The organism is Moritella dasanensis ArB 0140, assembly GCF_000276805.1.
Taxonomy (GTDB): Bacteria; Pseudomonadota; Gammaproteobacteria; order Enterobacterales; family Moritellaceae; genus Moritella; species Moritella dasanensis.
Map to the genome: position 1 here is coordinate 1 of NZ_AKXQ01000023.1, position 17,033 is coordinate 17,033.

The 17,033-nt window shown below is 40.6% G+C and carries 20 protein-coding genes; 9 read left to right on the forward strand and 11 right to left on the reverse strand.

The features are described 5' to 3' along the window. Positions 1-107: 107 nt before the first annotated feature. From pspC to A923_RS0116840, 3 genes are all read right to left on the reverse strand, one after another. Positions 108-497, reverse strand: coding sequence for an envelope stress response membrane protein PspC (gene pspC / locus A923_RS0116830; protein ID WP_017222857.1), 390 nt, complete (start codon positions 495-497; stop codon positions 108-110). Beyond that, positions 494-715 carry an envelope stress response membrane protein PspB gene (pspB, locus tag A923_RS0116835; protein ID WP_017222858.1) on the reverse strand — a complete coding sequence of 74 codons (222 nt, stop codon included), beginning with the start codon at positions 713-715 and terminating at the stop codon, positions 494-496. The genes pspC and pspB overlap by 4 nt, the downstream gene beginning before the upstream one ends. Positions 716-846: 131 nt before the next feature. Continuing rightward, positions 847-1,287, reverse strand: a complete 441-nt coding sequence (locus A923_RS0116840) for a MarR family winged helix-turn-helix transcriptional regulator (protein ID WP_017222859.1) — start codon at positions 1,285-1,287, stop codon at positions 847-849. A 256-nt stretch (positions 1,288-1,543) separates the two neighbouring features. Between A923_RS0116840 and A923_RS0116845 the strand changes: the two genes are divergently transcribed. Together A923_RS0116845 and A923_RS0116850 are read left to right on the forward strand one after the other, a co-directional pair. Then, positions 1,544-2,308, forward strand: a complete 765-nt coding sequence (locus tag A923_RS0116845; RefSeq protein ID WP_017222860.1) for a hypothetical protein — start codon at positions 1,544-1,546, stop codon at positions 2,306-2,308. A 53-nt stretch (positions 2,309-2,361) separates the two neighbouring features. Continuing rightward, a complete protein-coding gene (locus A923_RS0116850; protein WP_017222861.1) occupies positions 2,362-3,807 on the forward strand; it encodes a cupin domain-containing protein in 1,446 nt (481 codons plus the stop codon). A 55-nt stretch (positions 3,808-3,862) separates the two neighbouring features. Here A923_RS0116850 and A923_RS0116855 read toward each other — a convergent pair whose 3' ends face one another. The 5 genes from A923_RS0116855 to A923_RS0116875 form a co-directional block, all read right to left on the reverse strand. Beyond that, positions 3,863-4,522, reverse strand: a complete 660-nt coding sequence (locus tag A923_RS0116855; protein WP_017222862.1) for a potassium channel family protein — start codon at positions 4,520-4,522, stop codon at positions 3,863-3,865. Beyond that, on the reverse strand, positions 4,522-5,607 hold the full coding sequence (locus A923_RS0116860) for an AI-2E family transporter (protein WP_017222863.1): 1,086 nt from the start codon (positions 5,605-5,607) through the stop codon (positions 4,522-4,524). The genes A923_RS0116855 and A923_RS0116860 overlap by 1 nt, the downstream gene beginning before the upstream one ends. A 26-nt stretch (positions 5,608-5,633) precedes the next feature. Further along, positions 5,634-6,719, reverse strand: coding sequence for a DUF2955 domain-containing protein (locus tag A923_RS0116865; protein WP_017222864.1), 1,086 nt, complete (start codon positions 6,717-6,719; stop codon positions 5,634-5,636). Then, a complete protein-coding gene (locus tag A923_RS0116870) occupies positions 6,709-7,860 on the reverse strand; it encodes an HlyD family secretion protein (RefSeq protein ID WP_017222865.1) in 1,152 nt (383 codons plus the stop codon). The genes A923_RS0116865 and A923_RS0116870 overlap by 11 nt, the downstream gene beginning before the upstream one ends. A 289-nt stretch (positions 7,861-8,149) precedes the next feature. Further along, positions 8,150-8,527 (reverse strand): MaoP family protein, encoded by a 378-nt coding sequence (locus A923_RS0116875; RefSeq protein ID WP_017222866.1) that lies wholly within the window; start codon positions 8,525-8,527, stop codon positions 8,150-8,152. 367 nt (positions 8,528-8,894) lie between these two features. On the opposite strand from A923_RS0116875, the gene A923_RS0116880 reads away from it, so the two are divergent. The 4 genes from A923_RS0116880 (at position 8,895) to rimK (ending at position 12,277) form a co-directional block, all read left to right on the forward strand. Then, positions 8,895-9,347: an Hsp20 family protein gene (locus A923_RS0116880; RefSeq protein ID WP_026006302.1), complete on the forward strand. Its 453-nt coding sequence runs from the start codon at positions 8,895-8,897 to the stop codon at positions 9,345-9,347. 182 nt (positions 9,348-9,529) lie between these two features. Next, the gene (locus tag A923_RS0116885) at positions 9,530-10,060 is read left to right on the forward strand and encodes an Hsp20 family protein (RefSeq protein ID WP_017222868.1); all 531 of its coding nucleotides are present in this window, start codon (positions 9,530-9,532) and stop codon (positions 10,058-10,060) included. A 221-nt stretch (positions 10,061-10,281) separates the two neighbouring features. Beyond that, positions 10,282-11,310 carry an arginase family protein gene (locus tag A923_RS0116890; RefSeq protein WP_017222869.1) on the forward strand — a complete coding sequence of 343 codons (1,029 nt, stop codon included), beginning with the start codon at positions 10,282-10,284 and terminating at the stop codon, positions 11,308-11,310. Positions 11,311-11,398: 88 nt separating this feature from the next. After that, complete coding sequence (gene rimK, locus A923_RS0116895; protein ID WP_017222870.1) at positions 11,399-12,277, forward strand: 30S ribosomal protein S6--L-glutamate ligase; 879 nt, start codon at positions 11,399-11,401, stop codon at positions 12,275-12,277. Between the two features lie 294 nt (positions 12,278-12,571). On the opposite strand, the gene A923_RS0116900 is transcribed toward rimK, so the two are convergent. Continuing rightward, positions 12,572-12,952, reverse strand: coding sequence for a MaoP family protein (locus tag A923_RS0116900; protein WP_017222871.1), 381 nt, complete (start codon positions 12,950-12,952; stop codon positions 12,572-12,574). Positions 12,953-13,119: 167 nt separating this feature from the next. Between A923_RS0116900 and A923_RS23135 the strand changes: the two genes are divergently transcribed. After that, entirely contained in the window at positions 13,120-13,278 is a 159-nt protein-coding gene (locus A923_RS23135; RefSeq protein WP_017222873.1) for a hypothetical protein, read from the forward strand. Positions 13,279-13,448: 170 nt separating this feature from the next. Here A923_RS23135 and A923_RS0116915 read toward each other — a convergent pair whose 3' ends face one another. Together A923_RS0116915 and A923_RS0116920 are read right to left on the reverse strand one after the other, a co-directional pair. Further along, on the reverse strand, positions 13,449-14,294 hold the full coding sequence (locus A923_RS0116915) for an alpha/beta hydrolase (RefSeq protein WP_017222874.1): 846 nt from the start codon (positions 14,292-14,294) through the stop codon (positions 13,449-13,451). 165 nt (positions 14,295-14,459) lie between these two features. Then, positions 14,460-15,047 (reverse strand): TetR/AcrR family transcriptional regulator, encoded by a 588-nt coding sequence (locus tag A923_RS0116920; protein ID WP_017222875.1) that lies wholly within the window; start codon positions 15,045-15,047, stop codon positions 14,460-14,462. A 321-nt stretch (positions 15,048-15,368) separates the two neighbouring features. Between A923_RS0116920 and A923_RS0116925 the strand changes: the two genes are divergently transcribed. Continuing rightward, a complete protein-coding gene (locus A923_RS0116925) occupies positions 15,369-16,496 on the forward strand; it encodes a M14 family metallopeptidase (protein ID WP_017222876.1) in 1,128 nt (375 codons plus the stop codon). Positions 16,497-16,714: 218 nt separating this feature from the next. After that, the gene (locus A923_RS0116930; protein WP_017222877.1) at positions 16,715-16,987 is read left to right on the forward strand and encodes an acylphosphatase; all 273 of its coding nucleotides are present in this window, start codon (positions 16,715-16,717) and stop codon (positions 16,985-16,987) included. Positions 16,988-17,033: the final 46 nt, after the last annotated feature.

The window sequence follows — 17,033 nt, forward strand, 5'->3', positions numbered from 1 at the left end:
TAACAATACCATTACAACAACAATAGCACACGTAAAATCAACCTGTTTTATAGTCAACGCCGTTATCACTAAGGTGCTTATAATTAAGGCTGATAACAGGCTAATTGTTATGGCTGTTTAAATTCTCGATCCATTTTGAATGAAAAAGACGTCACATAACTTTCCATGTCTTGCAGGTCTTTATCAATACTATCGAGCTCTGTGGCAATGTTCTCAAGTAACTTCTCTGCTGTATGGCCTTGTTGCCATGGTTTTGTTTTCATCGAATGGTTGGCATAAATACTTTGTTGTTTTTGCTGCTTGATTGGCATTTTATCGAGCAGTAAACAGGCAATAATATAAAGTAATATTGCCAGAAAGAAACCGGTGAAGAAAAATAGCGCGACAAACACGACTCGTACCAACCAAACTTCAGCGCCTAGGGTGGCAGCTATGCCTGCGCAAACGCCGCCTAATTTGCCATTTTCAGTGTCTCGATAGAGTGGTGTTGTGATCATCGGTCTCTCCATTTTGGCGATTCTTGGTCTAAAATCTGCTCCAATGAGATAACCCGATCTTGTAATTTTTCAGTACGGCTAATCAATGTATGCAGCTTGTCTTTGTCTTTTTCTGACAGGCCTTGATTGCTTTTTCGTTTACTGCGGTAATATAAAATAAGCCACAATGGTGCGACGAAGACTAAGAATACGGTGACCGGTATTTGAATGAAATCCATGGTTATTCCTTATTGAACACAGGTAGCGGCAAATTAACGAAACGATACGCACAATTAATGATGGTTTATTATTGTATTTTATACATATATGGATTGTTTGTATTGCTTAAAACCATCGGCCTTACACTTTATTACGCGACGTCCGCCGTACTGGTGGTACTTAAATAATCATTCATGGCTTTTATTGATTGAGATAATGTATCAACTAACGTTTGTTGATCTCGAAACATCACCTGAAATTGCGTGGTTAACTCAGACTCTGTTGTCTCCACGACTTCCTTGCCTTGCGGTGTTAGTTGCAGCTGTTTTTTGTATTTTGATATGTCGATTCGAGCAATAAGGTCACGTTCTTCCAGCATGTTGACAATTTGATGCACTCGCTGAACTGAAAATCCTGTTGTTTGGGCTATTTTGTATTGGGTGATGTCTGGATTATCAAAAATGCTATTAAGCACAATATAAGCACCATAATTTAAGTGTTTTTTTTTCAATAGCACTTCAGCACTTAATCTAAAATACTCATTAAGTTTGTGTATCTCTTTGAAATAATTTTGTTTCGGATTATTTTGCATGAGTATCCTTTGGCTCATCAGGTGATGAACGAATCGCTTGTCTTGATAATTTTAATTATAACGCTTAACGCCTCGTTTAAATCATTCTTTATTGTGATGCAGGTCAAATGTTAAATAATAAGTGACAGTGTGCCACATTATGTTAACACACTGTTTTGACGATATTTTATGGAAAACAGTAAAGAAACTTTCAGGTTGTCATCCTACTCTCTAATGGTGATTGTAGAGACACATTCAGACATGGAAAGTTTAAAAAATGAAAATGACATTACCTAAAACATTACTCGCGTTAAGCTTATTTCAACCTCTGGTTGCGTTTGCTACTGAGGCTGATAACGAACCCGATTTGGCAGATTTAACCAAAGTGAACACGGCGTTAACGCTCGTTGTAAAAGATGATAGCAGCGGTGTTTTTAGCATGGAGGTATCAGGAAAGTATAGTGCCGATGTCTCGTATATGGTGCATGCCGAAGGGGAGTGGAATGATGAGCAAGAGTATTCAGCTTCGCGCTACCAATTTTATAATGTAATGAATACAGGTATGTCTTTCGCCCCTAAAGCGGGCGTGTCTTATGATTATTTTCGTATTTATGAAGACAATGACTATTTAGATGTTGATATGCATGCCATTGGTTTTGTGTCGTTAATTCCGATCAGTAAAAGTTGGAAATTAAATTTATTCCCGCAAGTGACTTACTTAGACGCCACATTTGATTTTAAACAAAATGGTGTTCGTAGTACTCAAGGAACCATGCTAGCGGCTTATTTGTCAAAATATGTGGGTGATAATGGCTCTTACTTCATGTTATTTCCGGAGTACTACAAAGTGTCTGGTGAAGGCGTGGAATACGAAAAACAGAACATTAACTTATCTTGGGGATCCACAATCACAGACGATAAGAAGTGGTGGTATATTTTACAGTATAGTCATACAGAAGAGGAACTTTCGCTTGATGGGATGAGTGATGGGTTAGTCAAAAACGATATATTTAAACTCAAGATAAGACGGTTCTTTTTTTAGTGAACGGTATCAGGCTTTCCATTTATAACGATGAATATTTTAAAGGATATAAAATGAAATTATCAACCCTCACCATTGCATTAGCGTTAGTCGTCTCTCCTGTTTTATCGCATGCCGAGCTGTACATTCCCAAAATGGGGGAAGTCTTTTCTTATAAAGATATCTCTCAAGAAATCTATGTAGAAAAGGCAGAAAATAAAAAGGATGATCCTGCTAATAGTATATTTGCAGCGATGCGGGAAAAACGTAAAGTCGATATGGCTAACCCAAGTGGCCCACAAGCATTTGTGGGTGAGGACGTTATTCAACCTGAATTTAGCGCTTCAACGTCACCTTGGCAGGCATTAGAAAACGTATTCCCGAGTGATTGGGATGCGATTAAAGCGGCATCGTCCATTGAATTAGCGCAGTTACGTACTGCGGTGAAAGTGAAAACGGTAATGGATCATCCTGATTTTAAAATTATTGAACTGGCGTTGGCGCCGGGTGCATTGTTGCCACGATTTTCTGATGCTGCACCGGGCAGTTTCCATGTGTTAGAAGGCGCAGTCGAAGTGACTGTTGACGGTAAGACGATCGCGGGTTATACCGGCACGTCGGTGAAGTTAGAGTCATTGTCGCAACGCCGTATTAAAGTTGTATCAGATAAGCCAGCTAAAATACTGTGGTTTCGCTGGGCACCGGCAGGTGATCAAACATACTTGAATTATGGCTATTACTTAACGGGCTGTAATTTCCATGCCCAACCTTTAGAAGCTGTTATGCCTGATGACTTTGAGCAATGGGATGAATCTGCACGCCAGCGCTTTACGCCTCTTCAACATCGCACTGTGTCTGAACCGGCTAAGAACAGCTTTTATGGTAGCCAAGTTAAACAGCTAGCGAAAATGAAAGATGAAGATGTTTCGGTATTGTCCCGTTATCCATTGACGCCGTTATTCTCAAATGAGAAAGATGTGCAATGGCTGGATTTTACTAAGATAGATGCTAAATCATTTTTCTGGTCAAAAGATGCAGCGAAAGGTGGTGATTTACTTGCCGCGTGGGACAAAATTGTGCGTATGAAAGGGATTTTTCAAGCCAAAGTGCCAGAGCAGCTCTATGACTTTAATATGTCTTATATTGCCAATGGTCCAAAAGGGAAGTATGTCACTCACTCCCATGCCACGCCTGAGTTTTATTATATCCTCGGTGGTGAAACGGAGTGGTTATTAAATGGTAATAAGTATACAGCGGTACCAGGTAATGTGTATTTCCACAGCCCGTATTGGGATCATGAAATGCAAGGGCTAAAAGAGGGAACACCAAAAGTGGCAATTACAGGGAGCTGGTCGCCACATGGCGATCGCAGTGTGTTCGAAAAAGACATGGTATTTACTGAAGCATTAACGACTCAGGTAAATAGCGCGGTATTTAGTGATAGCTTTAATTTCTATGACTTTAAACTAAAGCAGGGATTAACATTTGATGCTAAACAACAGGTCGTGATGTCTCACTAGGCAACGACAGCGGAGCTTATTGTGTTTTTTAGTCATCACAATAAGCTCCATTTTACTATTTGTGTGGCGTTTGGTTTAAGCGATTACTGACTAAGCTTGCCACCATAATGGCTAAGTAAAAACTGCCTAAAATAGATTCAATAAAAACAAAAAATCTTGGTATCGGTAACGCGGGGGAAATATCGCCATAACCCACGGTGGTTAAGGTGATGAAACTGAAGTAAATCGCTTCAAACATGTTATCCAGCCAAGGTTTCGCCTCGATACCATTAAACGCCTGCGGAAAAAGTTCGATTTGTATTAGATAGATAATTGCCCATGAGACACCAATAAGCAGGTAAACGCATATAGAACCGATAATCTGATTTTTGCTTACATACTCACTCTGCATGACCTGTTTTAGTGCTGTATGTGTGTGAGATAATAGAAAAATCAATAATGCGAATAAGGTCACCAACGAAAGATCATACTCATCAAAAAAGGTAACACTGCCTGATACTGCGGCAAGGGTCAGCAAAAAAGCATACCAATTTCGATAAAAACTTTGTTGATGCTTAACGCCAACAATTGAGAACCCCAAACAAATAATGATTAGCGCTAGTACTGTTTTTTGGCCTCCACTGAAAAGCTGCTGCATCATCGCACTGCTAAATAGCAAACCTAGGAGTGCGACAAGTAAAAAGTAGAAGTTGTCATCTTTCGATACTGTTTTCATTATGATTTTTCTTTTTCTTTTTCTTTTTCTTCAGCTTCGTTGATCAACCAAACGGTAAGTAGCTGATAGGTAAGGCTCAATACTACGGCGCCGACAAATAAGCCGATAATACCTGACATTACCATACCGCCAAGTGCACCCAGTAAGATAACCAGTACGGGTGTATCTGATCCACGCCCTAATAGCATAGGTTTCAGAACCGCATCACTCGCACTCACCAGAATACACCAAACTAAAAATAGTACGGCTGTGGTAGTAGTATCGACTGTGAATGCATAAATGATAGCGGGTAGTAATGCTAGGATTGGCGGAAGTTGAATGATCGCCACTATTAAGATTAAAAACATCCATAGTGCAACGCCTGGAATGCCTGCAATTGCAATGCCTAATCCTGCCATAATAGATTGGATAACAGCGACCCCGATAACGCCTTGTACAACCCCTCTTACTGTTGTTTTTGATATGGTTGTTAGTTCTTTACCTTGTTTGCCGCCGGTTAAACGACTTGCGATTAGTACGAAAGCTTGTTCACACTTATCTGCATTTACCATGAAAGCGCCAGCGATGACGGTTGAGATAATAAATTGAATAAAACTGCCTCCCAAACTGCCTAGAAATGAGGCCATTTTAGTTATTGTACTTTTCACTTCGTCACTGTAATTGGCTAGCATGCTTTCTAAGTTTGATGATGCTTGTAGAGCAAACCCATATACTTTGTCACCAATGATGGGCCAATCTTTGATACTGATATTTGGCGTTGGTATCACTATTGTCCCATCCTGAACACCAGTGACTAATGCTGAACCACCTGTATATATTCCTGTTGAAAGTGCAATCAGCGGAACTAAGAGTAGTAATACACCGATAACTGAAAGCGCCGAGCTTGCTTTACTTTTGCTTATGCCAAACTTGCTATTTGCCCAAGTCGCAATCGGGTATAATGCCGTCGCGATAATAGCGCCCCAGACCACCATGAGGAAAAATGGCTGTAAAATGGAATAGCACCAATAAATGAGTAACGAAATAGCGGCTATTTTTATATACACATCAATTGCTTGAGTTGAAAGGTTACTGTTGTTTGGCATGGGCATTCCCTATTTTTATATCAAGACTAAGGCTGTATTTGTAAGAATTTCCAGTTTCTTGTTTCTAAGAAGAAAGACACAAAGATCATGTAACCCCCCACTAAAAATAGTTGGAAAATACGTATAAACATATTGTTATCTATATCACCTCCGCTCATTAGGGTACTGCCTAACAAGACCAATACCGTGCTAAAAGCCGTTGCGTAAATCGGTGCTTTTTCAGGTTTAGTATAGATCTGTGTGGCAATCACAATGGCGACTAATGAAATAGATAAAGTATAAAATAATAAGTTTGGTACCAGCGACAGCATGGCGAAAATAGCAATCGCTAAGATACCGCCAATGCTATTAGTGATAATTAAAAATGTACTTAATTTGACGGATTTTTCACCGGTGATCATTAATGACAGTAAAGCAATGAACATCATCGTAAATAAGGCTTCGGTTATCTGAAAGGCAAAGAAAAAACAGACAATAGGAAAAGAGATTAGCATGGCTCTAAAGGCTGCATACCAGCGTTGTTGGGTTGTTAACGGCGATAATTGATAACCTTTAAAGTGAGCTTGTTGTTCAGGGAAGTAAATATGTACGAAGGCAAAAATAGCCACAGCTACCACGCCTGAACTCGCGAGTCCGACCGCTAAAAAGACGGATGCGCCTGGATTTGAAATTGCCATGAAAGGTAATAATAAGATGGCGATGATAAGGATCGTGGCAAATAAATTCCATTTTGGATCAGTAAATAAGTAGTAACCCCATAACATCATTAAGCCAATAAGCACGAGCATAGGTAGTGGGTAGTGGGTGATGCCATTGGATAAGAGCAAACCTAAGACGATGGTCGCTACCATTGCCATCAGCAATTCATAGATAGTTTCTTTATTTAACTCGGCTTTATCAACCAAAAACTTGGCGACAAAGACCGGCGCTACAAATGCTAAGGGCCAATTGAACAGCGACGCAAGCAATACCGCGAGGCCAACGCCGACGGTATAGCGGATGATCTTAACTTGAACTTGTTTATTGTCTAGCGGGTTGTTGTCGACCACGCTATTGTCGGACATTTTATCGGACATTTTATCGGACATTTTATCGGACATTTTATCGGACATAAGACATCAAGCTGACAACGCGGATCCACAACTTACCAAGCATATTAAATAGGGGATTATCATCGCTATAAACAATGACATCAGCTTGACCCCCTATGCGTATTAAGCCACTTGCTTGAGCTTGATCGAATTCGATTGAAATAGGGAGCATTTGCGTTTGGCGTAACCAACCTGTTTGATTGTTGGCTTGAGCAAGTTTACCAGCCTGTGAATTTTGTCCCCAATCGACGCCCCAGTCGACACTGGTTACTTTGCCTTTAATGACTTTACCGGGCGCAAAATCTAACGCTACTTCTACTTCATCGCCCGCTTCAATATTGCCCAAACTGTTCTCACTGAAATAGGCTTGAATCCAAATTTTTTCTGTCGAGACGAATGTCATTAATGGTTGTCCTGCAGACGCAAAAAATCCCTCTGAAAGGCTGAAATTGGAGACTGCACCCATTGTTGGCGCTTTAATGCTGGTACGTTCGAGGTTGATTTGAGCTTGTTCAAGCGCGAGTATCGCCGCCTTGATTTTACTGTTGTCTTCGCCATCTAAACCTAATTGTAATTCAGATTTTTTGAGTTCTGCTTCAAAATTAGTTACGTTGGCTCGCGCTGTGGCTAAATTTGCGCGGGCTTGATCAGCGTCTGATTGAGACATAATACCGCGTTTCGCCATCGCCAGAACGCGACTAGTTTGTAATTTGGCATTTTCAAGTTCAACATTCGCGCTGGTTAAACGTGCTTGTGAGGATGCGATCACCGCTGTTTGAGCGCCAACATCTTGGCCTGCGATCTTTAAGTTTTGTTCGGCTTGTTTGACTGCAATCTCAAAGTCACTCGGATTCAACTTAACCAGTACATCACCGGCTTGTACCGGTTGATTGGGTCGTACTAATATATCGATAACCTGACCGGAGACTTGTGGTTTGATCGGTACGACGTAACCTTTTACGCGAGCACTGTCTGTAGAAGGAATGATGCGGTCTGCAATAATACTAAAGACCAACATGCACGCAACCGCAATAAGTAAATAATTGGTAAGCTTGCGTACTTTGTTGTGTGTTTGTTTTTCTCTTGTCTCGTTTGTATCACTTGTTTCACTTGATTCTATTGTATGTGGTGTTTCTATGACGTTGACGTTGACTTCAGGCATGAGAGTCCCTAATGATGACTTAGATCATTGCTTATTTAGGGTGCGTTTAGGATTAATTTACGAGCCCAAGACTAAGGTGTAATATTATTATAGTCTATATTATCGGCTTTTTATCATGGGGTTATAATTATGCTGGGAAGCGCTATCGCATGCGCTTTATCATGATGTTGGACTGTGCTTGTCGTCGCAATCAAGTAAGTAAAGACCACGTTAGCTTACGTGCTCTTTACTCTTTCAATTACTCTCTCAATGAGACTGCATTCCAGACTTGCGGGGGAGGTTTAGCCAGTTATGAATCCAGATCTAATTCATCATAGGTGTTATCCATGTCTTCAAATGTCGATAATTCATCGACAAAGTAATCACGACTCGGCTGTTTTGCATTGCGCTTCGTTATTGAATGACGAGCTGTATTTGTGTGTGTGATTTTATGGCTATATTTGCGCCAGCACCGGGCAAAATCAGAGGTTAGTTCGAATTCGCCATCAAGCTCAGCGAGAAAGAAATGTTCATCAGCAGTGGCGGGTAAGATCTCGCCTTCTTGAAGTCGCAGCATTGTTAAACCGTAGTTTTCTAATAGCTGTGACTCATCTACATTAAATGCATTTTGTTGTTGAAAACCAAGCGGAAAATGCACTTCATCTAAAAATATACCCATGCTTCTCATATCGATTACCTTGCGTTAAATTAATTGTGTCTTGAACATTTTAACTACTGATTTAATTGTTCTCTAAACTAACGTTGGATTTTGACAGTTTAATGACAATGAAAAAAAAATTGTAATCAGACGTCACAATTGTGTTTAATTATTTTTTAAAATAATGACACTCTTTCCTTGAAAACGTCTCTCTGCATCCACATCTATTAATTAGGCGCTTTCGAGGCCTAACCAAAATAAAGTATCAACCACTGCCTAACGGAGTTTGTTGTGCTTAATGAAAATGACCATCAATAGAAATAAAATACATCATGGCTAGGCGCAAACTAATTTGGCTTAGTGACAATGATAATATTGCTCAATGGAGAATATGATTATGCGTACTTTCGACTTTACTCCCCTATACCGCAGTGCAATTGGTTTTGAACGTTTAGCAGCACTTGCTGAAACGGCTGCATCAAATCGCCAATCCGGCAACAACTTTCCTCCGTATAACATCGAACAAATCGATGATAATAATTATCGCATTACCATGGCTATCGCCGGTTTTGACGACGCTGAAATTGATATCTCAACGCAAAATAATGAATTATTAGTCAAAGGCACCAAAGAAACTGTGGCCAAAGAAGACGATAAACGTACCTTCTTACACCGTGGTATCGCAGAGCGTAACTTTGAACGTAAATTTGAGCTAGCAGACCATGTTTTTGTCAACGGGGCAGACATGAAAAACGGCTTGTTGTTTATCGATTTAGAACGTCAGCTACCCGAAGCGATGAAGCCGCGTAAAATTGTTATTAACGGCGCGAAAACCCTATCTGCTGAGTAATACCGTATAAATACGGGTCATCGTTACGGATGATAGCTCTGCAGTAAACACCCAAAATAAACCACATTCGTCTTAGCGGGTATTATCTCGCTAAGCGGTAACACCCGAATCTCTTAAAAAACTTGGGTATATAAGTGCTGCTCAGCAGGCTTATCGCTCTCTATTGTTTGAGGAAAATAGACATGACTACAACGACAACATTCGATTTCGCACCACTCTATCGCCACGCAGTTGGCTTCGACCGATTTGCTAACATGGCGCAAAAACTGATCGCGCAGCAACAGAATGACCAACAACGGACAGATCAGAAATTAACAGCCCAGCGTGCGGTTGATACTTGCAACGCTAAAAAACGAGCGGTTAAAAATGCAAATGCTAAACGTACAGAAGCGAGTTATCCACGTTACAATATTAGCCAAACGGGTGAGCTCGATTATCAAATTACGCTGGCGCTAGCGGGCTTTTCACTGGACGAAATTGATATTACCGTGACCGCAAATGAGTTGGTTATCAGCGGTAAAAAGCTGCCTGTAGAAAAAAGCACAACGCTATTACACCAAGGTATTAATCAAGCTAATTTCAAGCGTGAATTTGCCTTGGCCGATCATGTTCATGTTGTCAATGCTGATATGCATCAAGGGCTGTTGACGATTAATTTAAATCGTGAAATACCTGAATCATTACAACCACGTAAAATTGCTATTGGTCGTTAACAGGCCGTCTAAAGCAACGTTATAAAATACGGCTGTAAGACACCGTTTTCAACCTATTAAAGCGCATCAATTTTGATGCGCTTTTTTGTTATTTATTGTTATTTTATATGCAACACCACGACAAATTTTATTCATCGTCACGACAAAAAGAACTCATTTGCCAAATCTTGTCTCAAAGCGTTTAATCGCATTCTTTCGCGACTAAAAGGGGATAGGCGGAAATGACATTTACTCAACGATTACATCAGAATTTAAATCTTTGGTTTTGTTCGATTAAAGTGTTACGACCTTATAAACAACAATCGGCTCCCGGCGCTGTTTTATTAGGTGTCGCTGCGGATGGTCGATTCCCGAGTAATGTTGTCGCGGATAACAGTGTCGTTAACTTGCTATCAAAACCGGGTGGCTTAGAAAGTATTGCTCGACGTGTTATGCATGCGGCATTCACTAAAACCAATATACCGGTTTATAACGCCGGTATGCTCGATGATATCGACGGTTTTGATGATTTGGATGTCGATGATATTCAACTGGAACAATACCTAAAAGTACTGGTGTATTTAATGGCGGGTCATTTCCCTATTACGATAGGCAGTGCGGATTCCATTTCAATCGCCAACTATCAAGCGTTATCGGCGCATTTATACCAACAGCAATACCATCAACACCAGCATAACAAATGGTATGGCAGTGATTATGTCGCCGGTAATAACAAAATAGGAATTATTAATTTTGACCCGAACTTTGAGTTACGATTAACACCGTCACCTAAGCTGGATTCTGCATTCAATGCAGTGAATCAATATTGCTTGGAGACATTTAGAATTTTTAATTATTTAGGATTAGGCATTTGTAAACGCACAAACTCTGTAGACACGTTTGATTATGCTAAGCAGCTCGGTTGTGATTGGCTATTGGATAAACACATGAGTATCACGCATTGTGAACTCATTGAAGAAACATTAGCGCGATTCATTGAGCAAGTAGACCATATTCATTTGAGTGTCGATTTAGCGGTTATCTGTGAGCAGGTATTGCAGTCCAAGGAGAGTCATTTACATTCAAGTCAGACCCAGGGCATCACCCTAGAAATACTGACTTTTGCGTTAAAGATTATCGCGCGTAGTGGCAAGTTGAAAATGCTCGATATCGTCACGCTAAACCCTGAACTGGATTACAGCCATAAAACCGCTGCTTATGTGTCATCGATTATCTGTCCGGTATTACAACACCTGAAGGTATCGAATTAATTTATGAAATTGTGATTGTTGGTGATGTTGATTACCGCAGTTAAGAACAATTATTAAGTGTTATTAAAAGTTAAATAGAGAAAGTAAAATGAAAATAGCCATTTTATCGCAAGGCCCAACGTTATACTCAACACGCCGCATTGTGGAAACTTGTTTAGACCATGGGCATGAGCCTGTGGTGATTGATGTATTACGTTGTTACATGAATATTAACGATACCAAACCTTCCATTCACTTTGATGGTCAAAGCCTCGAGGGGTTTGATGCGGTGATCCCGCGCATTGGTACCGAAGTCAGCTTTTACGGTTGTGCGGTATTACGCCAGTTTGAAATGATGGGGGTATTTACCATTAATCCGTCGTTGGCTATTACCTGCTCACGGGACAAATTACAGTCGCTGCAGTTACTCAGCCAGAAAAATATTGGTATGCCAGTGACTGGGTTTGCCAATTCACCAACCGATATCCCGGATGTGATCAGTTTGGTGGGCGGGGCACCTTTAGTGATAAAATTGCTAGAAGGTACTCAAGGCATTGGTGTGGTGTTAGCAGAAACGAATCAAGCTGCTGAGAGTGTGCTTGAGGCGTTTATGGGCATGAAAGCCAACATACTGGTGCAAGAATATATCAAGGAATCGAAAGGCGCCGATATTCGCTGTTTTGTGATTGGTGATGAAGTTGTCGCTGCGATGAAACGCCAAGCACCTGAAGGCGAGTTTAGATCGAACTTGCATCGCGGTGGTCATGCTTGTCAGATTGATATTACCTCTGAAGAGCGTGCAACGGCGATTGCAGCAACGCAAGCGATGGGTTTGAAAGTCGCAGGTGTTGATTTGTTACGCTCTGAGCGCGGACCGTTGATTATGGAAGTAAACTCTTCACCAGGGTTGGAAGGTATTGAACGAGCAACGGATATCGATATTGCTAAGTTAATCATTACTTACATTGAAGAGAATATGGCAAGCTAACCGCGAGTAGTTGATAGAGTAATACCAATTCCGAAAATTAAGTGATCAAAATGATATTGCTCCTGCAAACCGCTCAAGACATCCCTGTTCGCTTAGACAAGGCCATCCATGGCATGTCTATTTGCGATAGGTTTGCGATAGCAATAGCATTTTTCTGTACAGTTATTTATAGGCATTGGTATAAAGAGTAGAAAGTCGAGAATAGAGAATAGAAAGTAGAAGGTAGAAAGTGCTTTTCGATAATATCCACCGTCATTATTATCGTGGATATTATCGTTTACATTGCGGATCCTGTCATAAGTCGAATGCTAAACTTCCGTATTCCTCATCGTTATCATCTTCTTCTGTACTGATATTCAGACCTGAATCATCACGCACGGGTGTTGCTCGTTTGGATTTTACTCGGATGGTCAGATTATTATCGAAACGCGTGATCTTGTTGTTGTATTTACGCCAGCAGCGCGCAAAGTGAGAGGTGGTAGGTAACTCACCATCTAATTCAGCCAAGAAATAGTATTCAGCAGCGGTTAGTGGCAGTAAATTACCTTCTTGTAATTGCCGCATGGTTAAACCATAGCTTTCTAGAATGGTGACTTCTTCTGGACTGAAAGTACTGTTTGTTTTAAAACCAAAAGGGAAATGTAATTCATCTAATAATACACCCATATTTCTCATGTCATCAACCTCATCATTTTTTGCAGATAATCGTTTAGTTTTTATAACTTGTACAACAAAAAAAATTGCTGGTGACGATGAACAGATTGATTTATTTTTTTGGCTAAGAGGGTGTAGTATTTGTATCTGGTGTGGTGCGTCAACACCGTCATATTGAGGAATTGAAAGTGGCTAAATTAGATCTTAAATTTAAAAAAAAACCAGTCTTTAGATTTGATGATGATAATGAGATAGGTATTGCAGTGCGTAAGCAAGAACAGCGTTCGCGTCGCAACTTACGTAAAGCGAAGAAAGAGATGGATGATGATGACAGCTTTATCCATTAAGGCTAAATAGGCTAGTGAGGTAAGTTAGTTCGGTAAGGTAGTTAGAGTCGTTAGATTAAATAAGCTCGCTAAAATTATTCGCGCTTTAGTCGTTTGAACCCACGACTAAAGCGCTGTTGTTTTTATCGCTTAATATTCTTCACCACAACGACGTCTAAATTAAGCTATGCCTAAATTAAACTGTCGAAAGCCGCCATGGTCGAATCACACTTAATCACGCGACCATGGCCTTGACCTTGTGTTGGTATTAAGGTGATTTTAGTTGCCGCGTTAGCCGCTAATTCTGAAGTCGCGAAATCAGCAAATCTATCACGTTTATCGTGCACTATCGTTGTTGCATGATGACGAGAGACCAGTTTTTGATAAGGGTTGATGGTATCTAAACTGTATTCATATTTGTCTTCAATATGTTCGATCATCGCGCCAAATAACTTCATTGAATATCCCGATTTACCCACCATGTTATATAAGTTATCGACGTAGTTGAGCACAGGTGCAATTAATAACAGTGGCAGCGCATCGACTTTTGGATGACGGCTTTCGAGTACCGATGCCGAGCCCATGCTGTGGGCTATGATACCTGCGACATCATCGACGTTATCAACGAGTTCATCAAAAGCTTGTACAAAAGCGGGCAGGTGAGCATGGCGACCTTCGCTTTGTCCATGTGCAGGGTGATCGTAAGCTAGCGCAGTAAAACCTTGTGCAGCGATGTGTTCCATTAACGGAAAAAACTGACTCGCACTACCAGACCAGCCATGGCTTAAGATCCACACCGGACCATTACCTATTTGATAAGTATTTAACCGCCCTTCAGAGGTCAAATGAGTCGAGCGTAATAAGCCCACTGGATCATCGCTGTTTGACGTACTACGTACAGGGGTAAGCAATAAGTTACGTGTTGTTTTTATGGCGTGTTTCGGTGCGATACTGTGATGTAATCGGGTTCCGATATTAATCATGCTACGACGGATAGTAAACTTGCTACGGGTATTAAAATAAATGTTGCTGCTCATGGTAAGTTCCTTAAATAACACCCTTTAAACGAACGGTCGTGCTATTTCTGTTGTGTTTAAAAGGCGTCGCCGCCCATTATTTGTTAGGTCTAAGTTTATTGATTAAGTCTAAATTAACTACTTTGTCTTATTAAACTAGGTGCCTCATTAAACTATTCTGACGTATTATTGCCACTGCTTATAAAGTTGTTTTACGCCTTGCCAAAAAAGGCTGCGTTCATCATTTTCAAGTTCGATGGAATGGAACAAGTGACTGCTTAAATACAGGCCATAAAATTGGAACACCGCTTGTCTTGGATCTAAGTCTTTGCGGAATAAGCCACTTTGTTGACCTTTACTGATCTGTATTTCTAAATAGCTGATCCAAGTATGCAGTTGCTTACGTAATGTTTGCTGCAAGATGTCTTGGTTACTATTACTTTCTTTCCACGCATCCATAAACATACAGCTGCCTTGGAATGAATGGTTCCAGTCTAACCAGTGGTGTAACAAGGATTGTAAGCGCGTACTCACATCGATATGTTGCTCGCGCCTCACGGCCACTATTACACGTTCGTTAAAACATTCACCGGCATATTCAATCACCGCGACTTGCAAGTTTTCTTTGGAATTAAAATGTGAAAACAAACCACTTTTAGACATGCCACAGGTTTTGGCAAGCACACCAATCGTTAAACTCTCTAGCCCAGTTTCACTGGCGATGGTGAAAGCTATATTGAGGATATGTTCGCGGGTTATACGACCTTTACTCATGACTATCCTTTAGGCTTGTTAGTGTGCTGGTTGTTTTATCAATGAAGACATTTTTAGCACGACCGTTCTTTTAATGCCAGCGTATGGTGAGTAATAGCTATAAAATATAACTAAGGTGGTAGCGTTAGAGGGCTGTTGATGTTATTTGTTGTGGTTGATTATGGTTACTGCGATACAAATTCGGGATCTTTTGTGCTGAGTTTTGTCAAAATATGGAAATTAAATAAGGTATTTAGTGTTATTAATAAAGATCTGCTCTACACACTTACACAGGGATCGTTTATGCTTAAGTCAATTTTAAAAGTGAATTAAGGAAGTCGTATGCGGATCACCGCCAATTTTGATGCTGGTAATATTGAAGTTATTAATTTAGATGACAAAAATGATGTTCAACTTGCGATCCGTCCGGACGTAGGTGAAGAGTTTTTCCAATGGTTTAACTTCCGTGTTGAAGGTGTAGTCGGTGAGCAATATACACTGAACATCATGAATGCTGGTGAAGCGGCTTATTTAGAAGGTTGGGAAAACTACCAAGCAGTTGCATCGTATGATCGCCAGCACTGGTTCCGTATTCCGACTTTTTATAAAGACGGTAAATTAACTATCATTGCCGATATGGATTGTGAATCAATGCAAATCGCATACTTTGCCCCGTACAGTTATGAACGTCATCAAGATCTACTTGCTGCTGTGCAAATGCACCCGCTAGTAAGCTTAGAGCACCTTGGTGAAACAATTGATAAACGTGACTTAACGTTAGTTAAAATTGGTGATGGCGCGGAAGGCAAACGTAACATCTGGATCACTGCTCGTCAGCATCCAGGCGAAACAATGGCTGAATGGTTAGTTGATGGCTTAATGCATAGCTTACTTGATAGTGACAACCCAACGGGTAAAGCATTATTAGACAAAGCTAACTTCTACATCGTGCCAAATATGAATCCAGACGGCAGCGCACGTGGTCATCTACGTACCAATGCACTCGGTGTAAACCTTAACCGCGAATGGTTAAACCCAAGCTTAGAAAAAAGCCCAGAAGTATTCCATACCATCAATAAGATGAAAGAAACTGGCGTGGATTTATTCTATGACGTACACGGTGATGAAGCATTACCTTTCGTATTCCTAGCGGGTTCTCAAGGTACGCCAAGCTATAACGACAGATTAGCTAAATTACGTGATCGTTTCTCTGAAGTGTTCAAACTAGCAAGTGCAGACTTCCAGTCAGAATTTGGTTATGACGTTGATGCACCTGGTACTGCAAATATGACTGTTGCGACTAACTGGGTTGCTGAAGAGTTTGATTGCTTAGCAAATACCATGGAAATGCCATTTAAAGACAATGATAACTTACCTGACCCTATGATGGGTTGGTCACCAGAGCGTTCTATTAAGCTTGGTGAAGCGTCATTAGTGGCGATGTTAGCTGTGGTTGACGACTTACGTTAATTTTTAATTGACCTGATGGTTGCTTATAAATAACGATATTAAGCCCGTTAGTTTACTGTTTTTAAAACAGGACTGATGGGCTTTTTTGTATCTGTAATGCGAAATAGGCGAGCTTTTGTGAGCTATATCAATTTGTTGAATTAATTAACGTGGTCTAAATAACGAATGTAGACATATACTCAATAATAGTTGATCAAGTTCGGTGAAGGATATGGGTTATGTTACAAGAAGGCAATCAGATCATTGTGCATGGCAGAGTGCAAATGGTCGGTTTTCGTTATGCGACTGTGCAACAAGCGCTGCAGTTGGGCTTAACCGGTCATGCTATTAATTTAAAAAATGGCGATGTCGAAGTGCAGGTATTTGGTGATAAGGTTGACCGAGACAAGTTAATCTTATGGTTAAGAGGCGGTCCTGATACTGCGCAGGTTGATGCGTTGGAAATTAGCGCGCTTGAGCATAAGCACCTGTCGAGCTTTACCCAGGGGTAACTTGCGAGATGCGATACGTCTTATAAGCTGTATGTCGTGATACCTA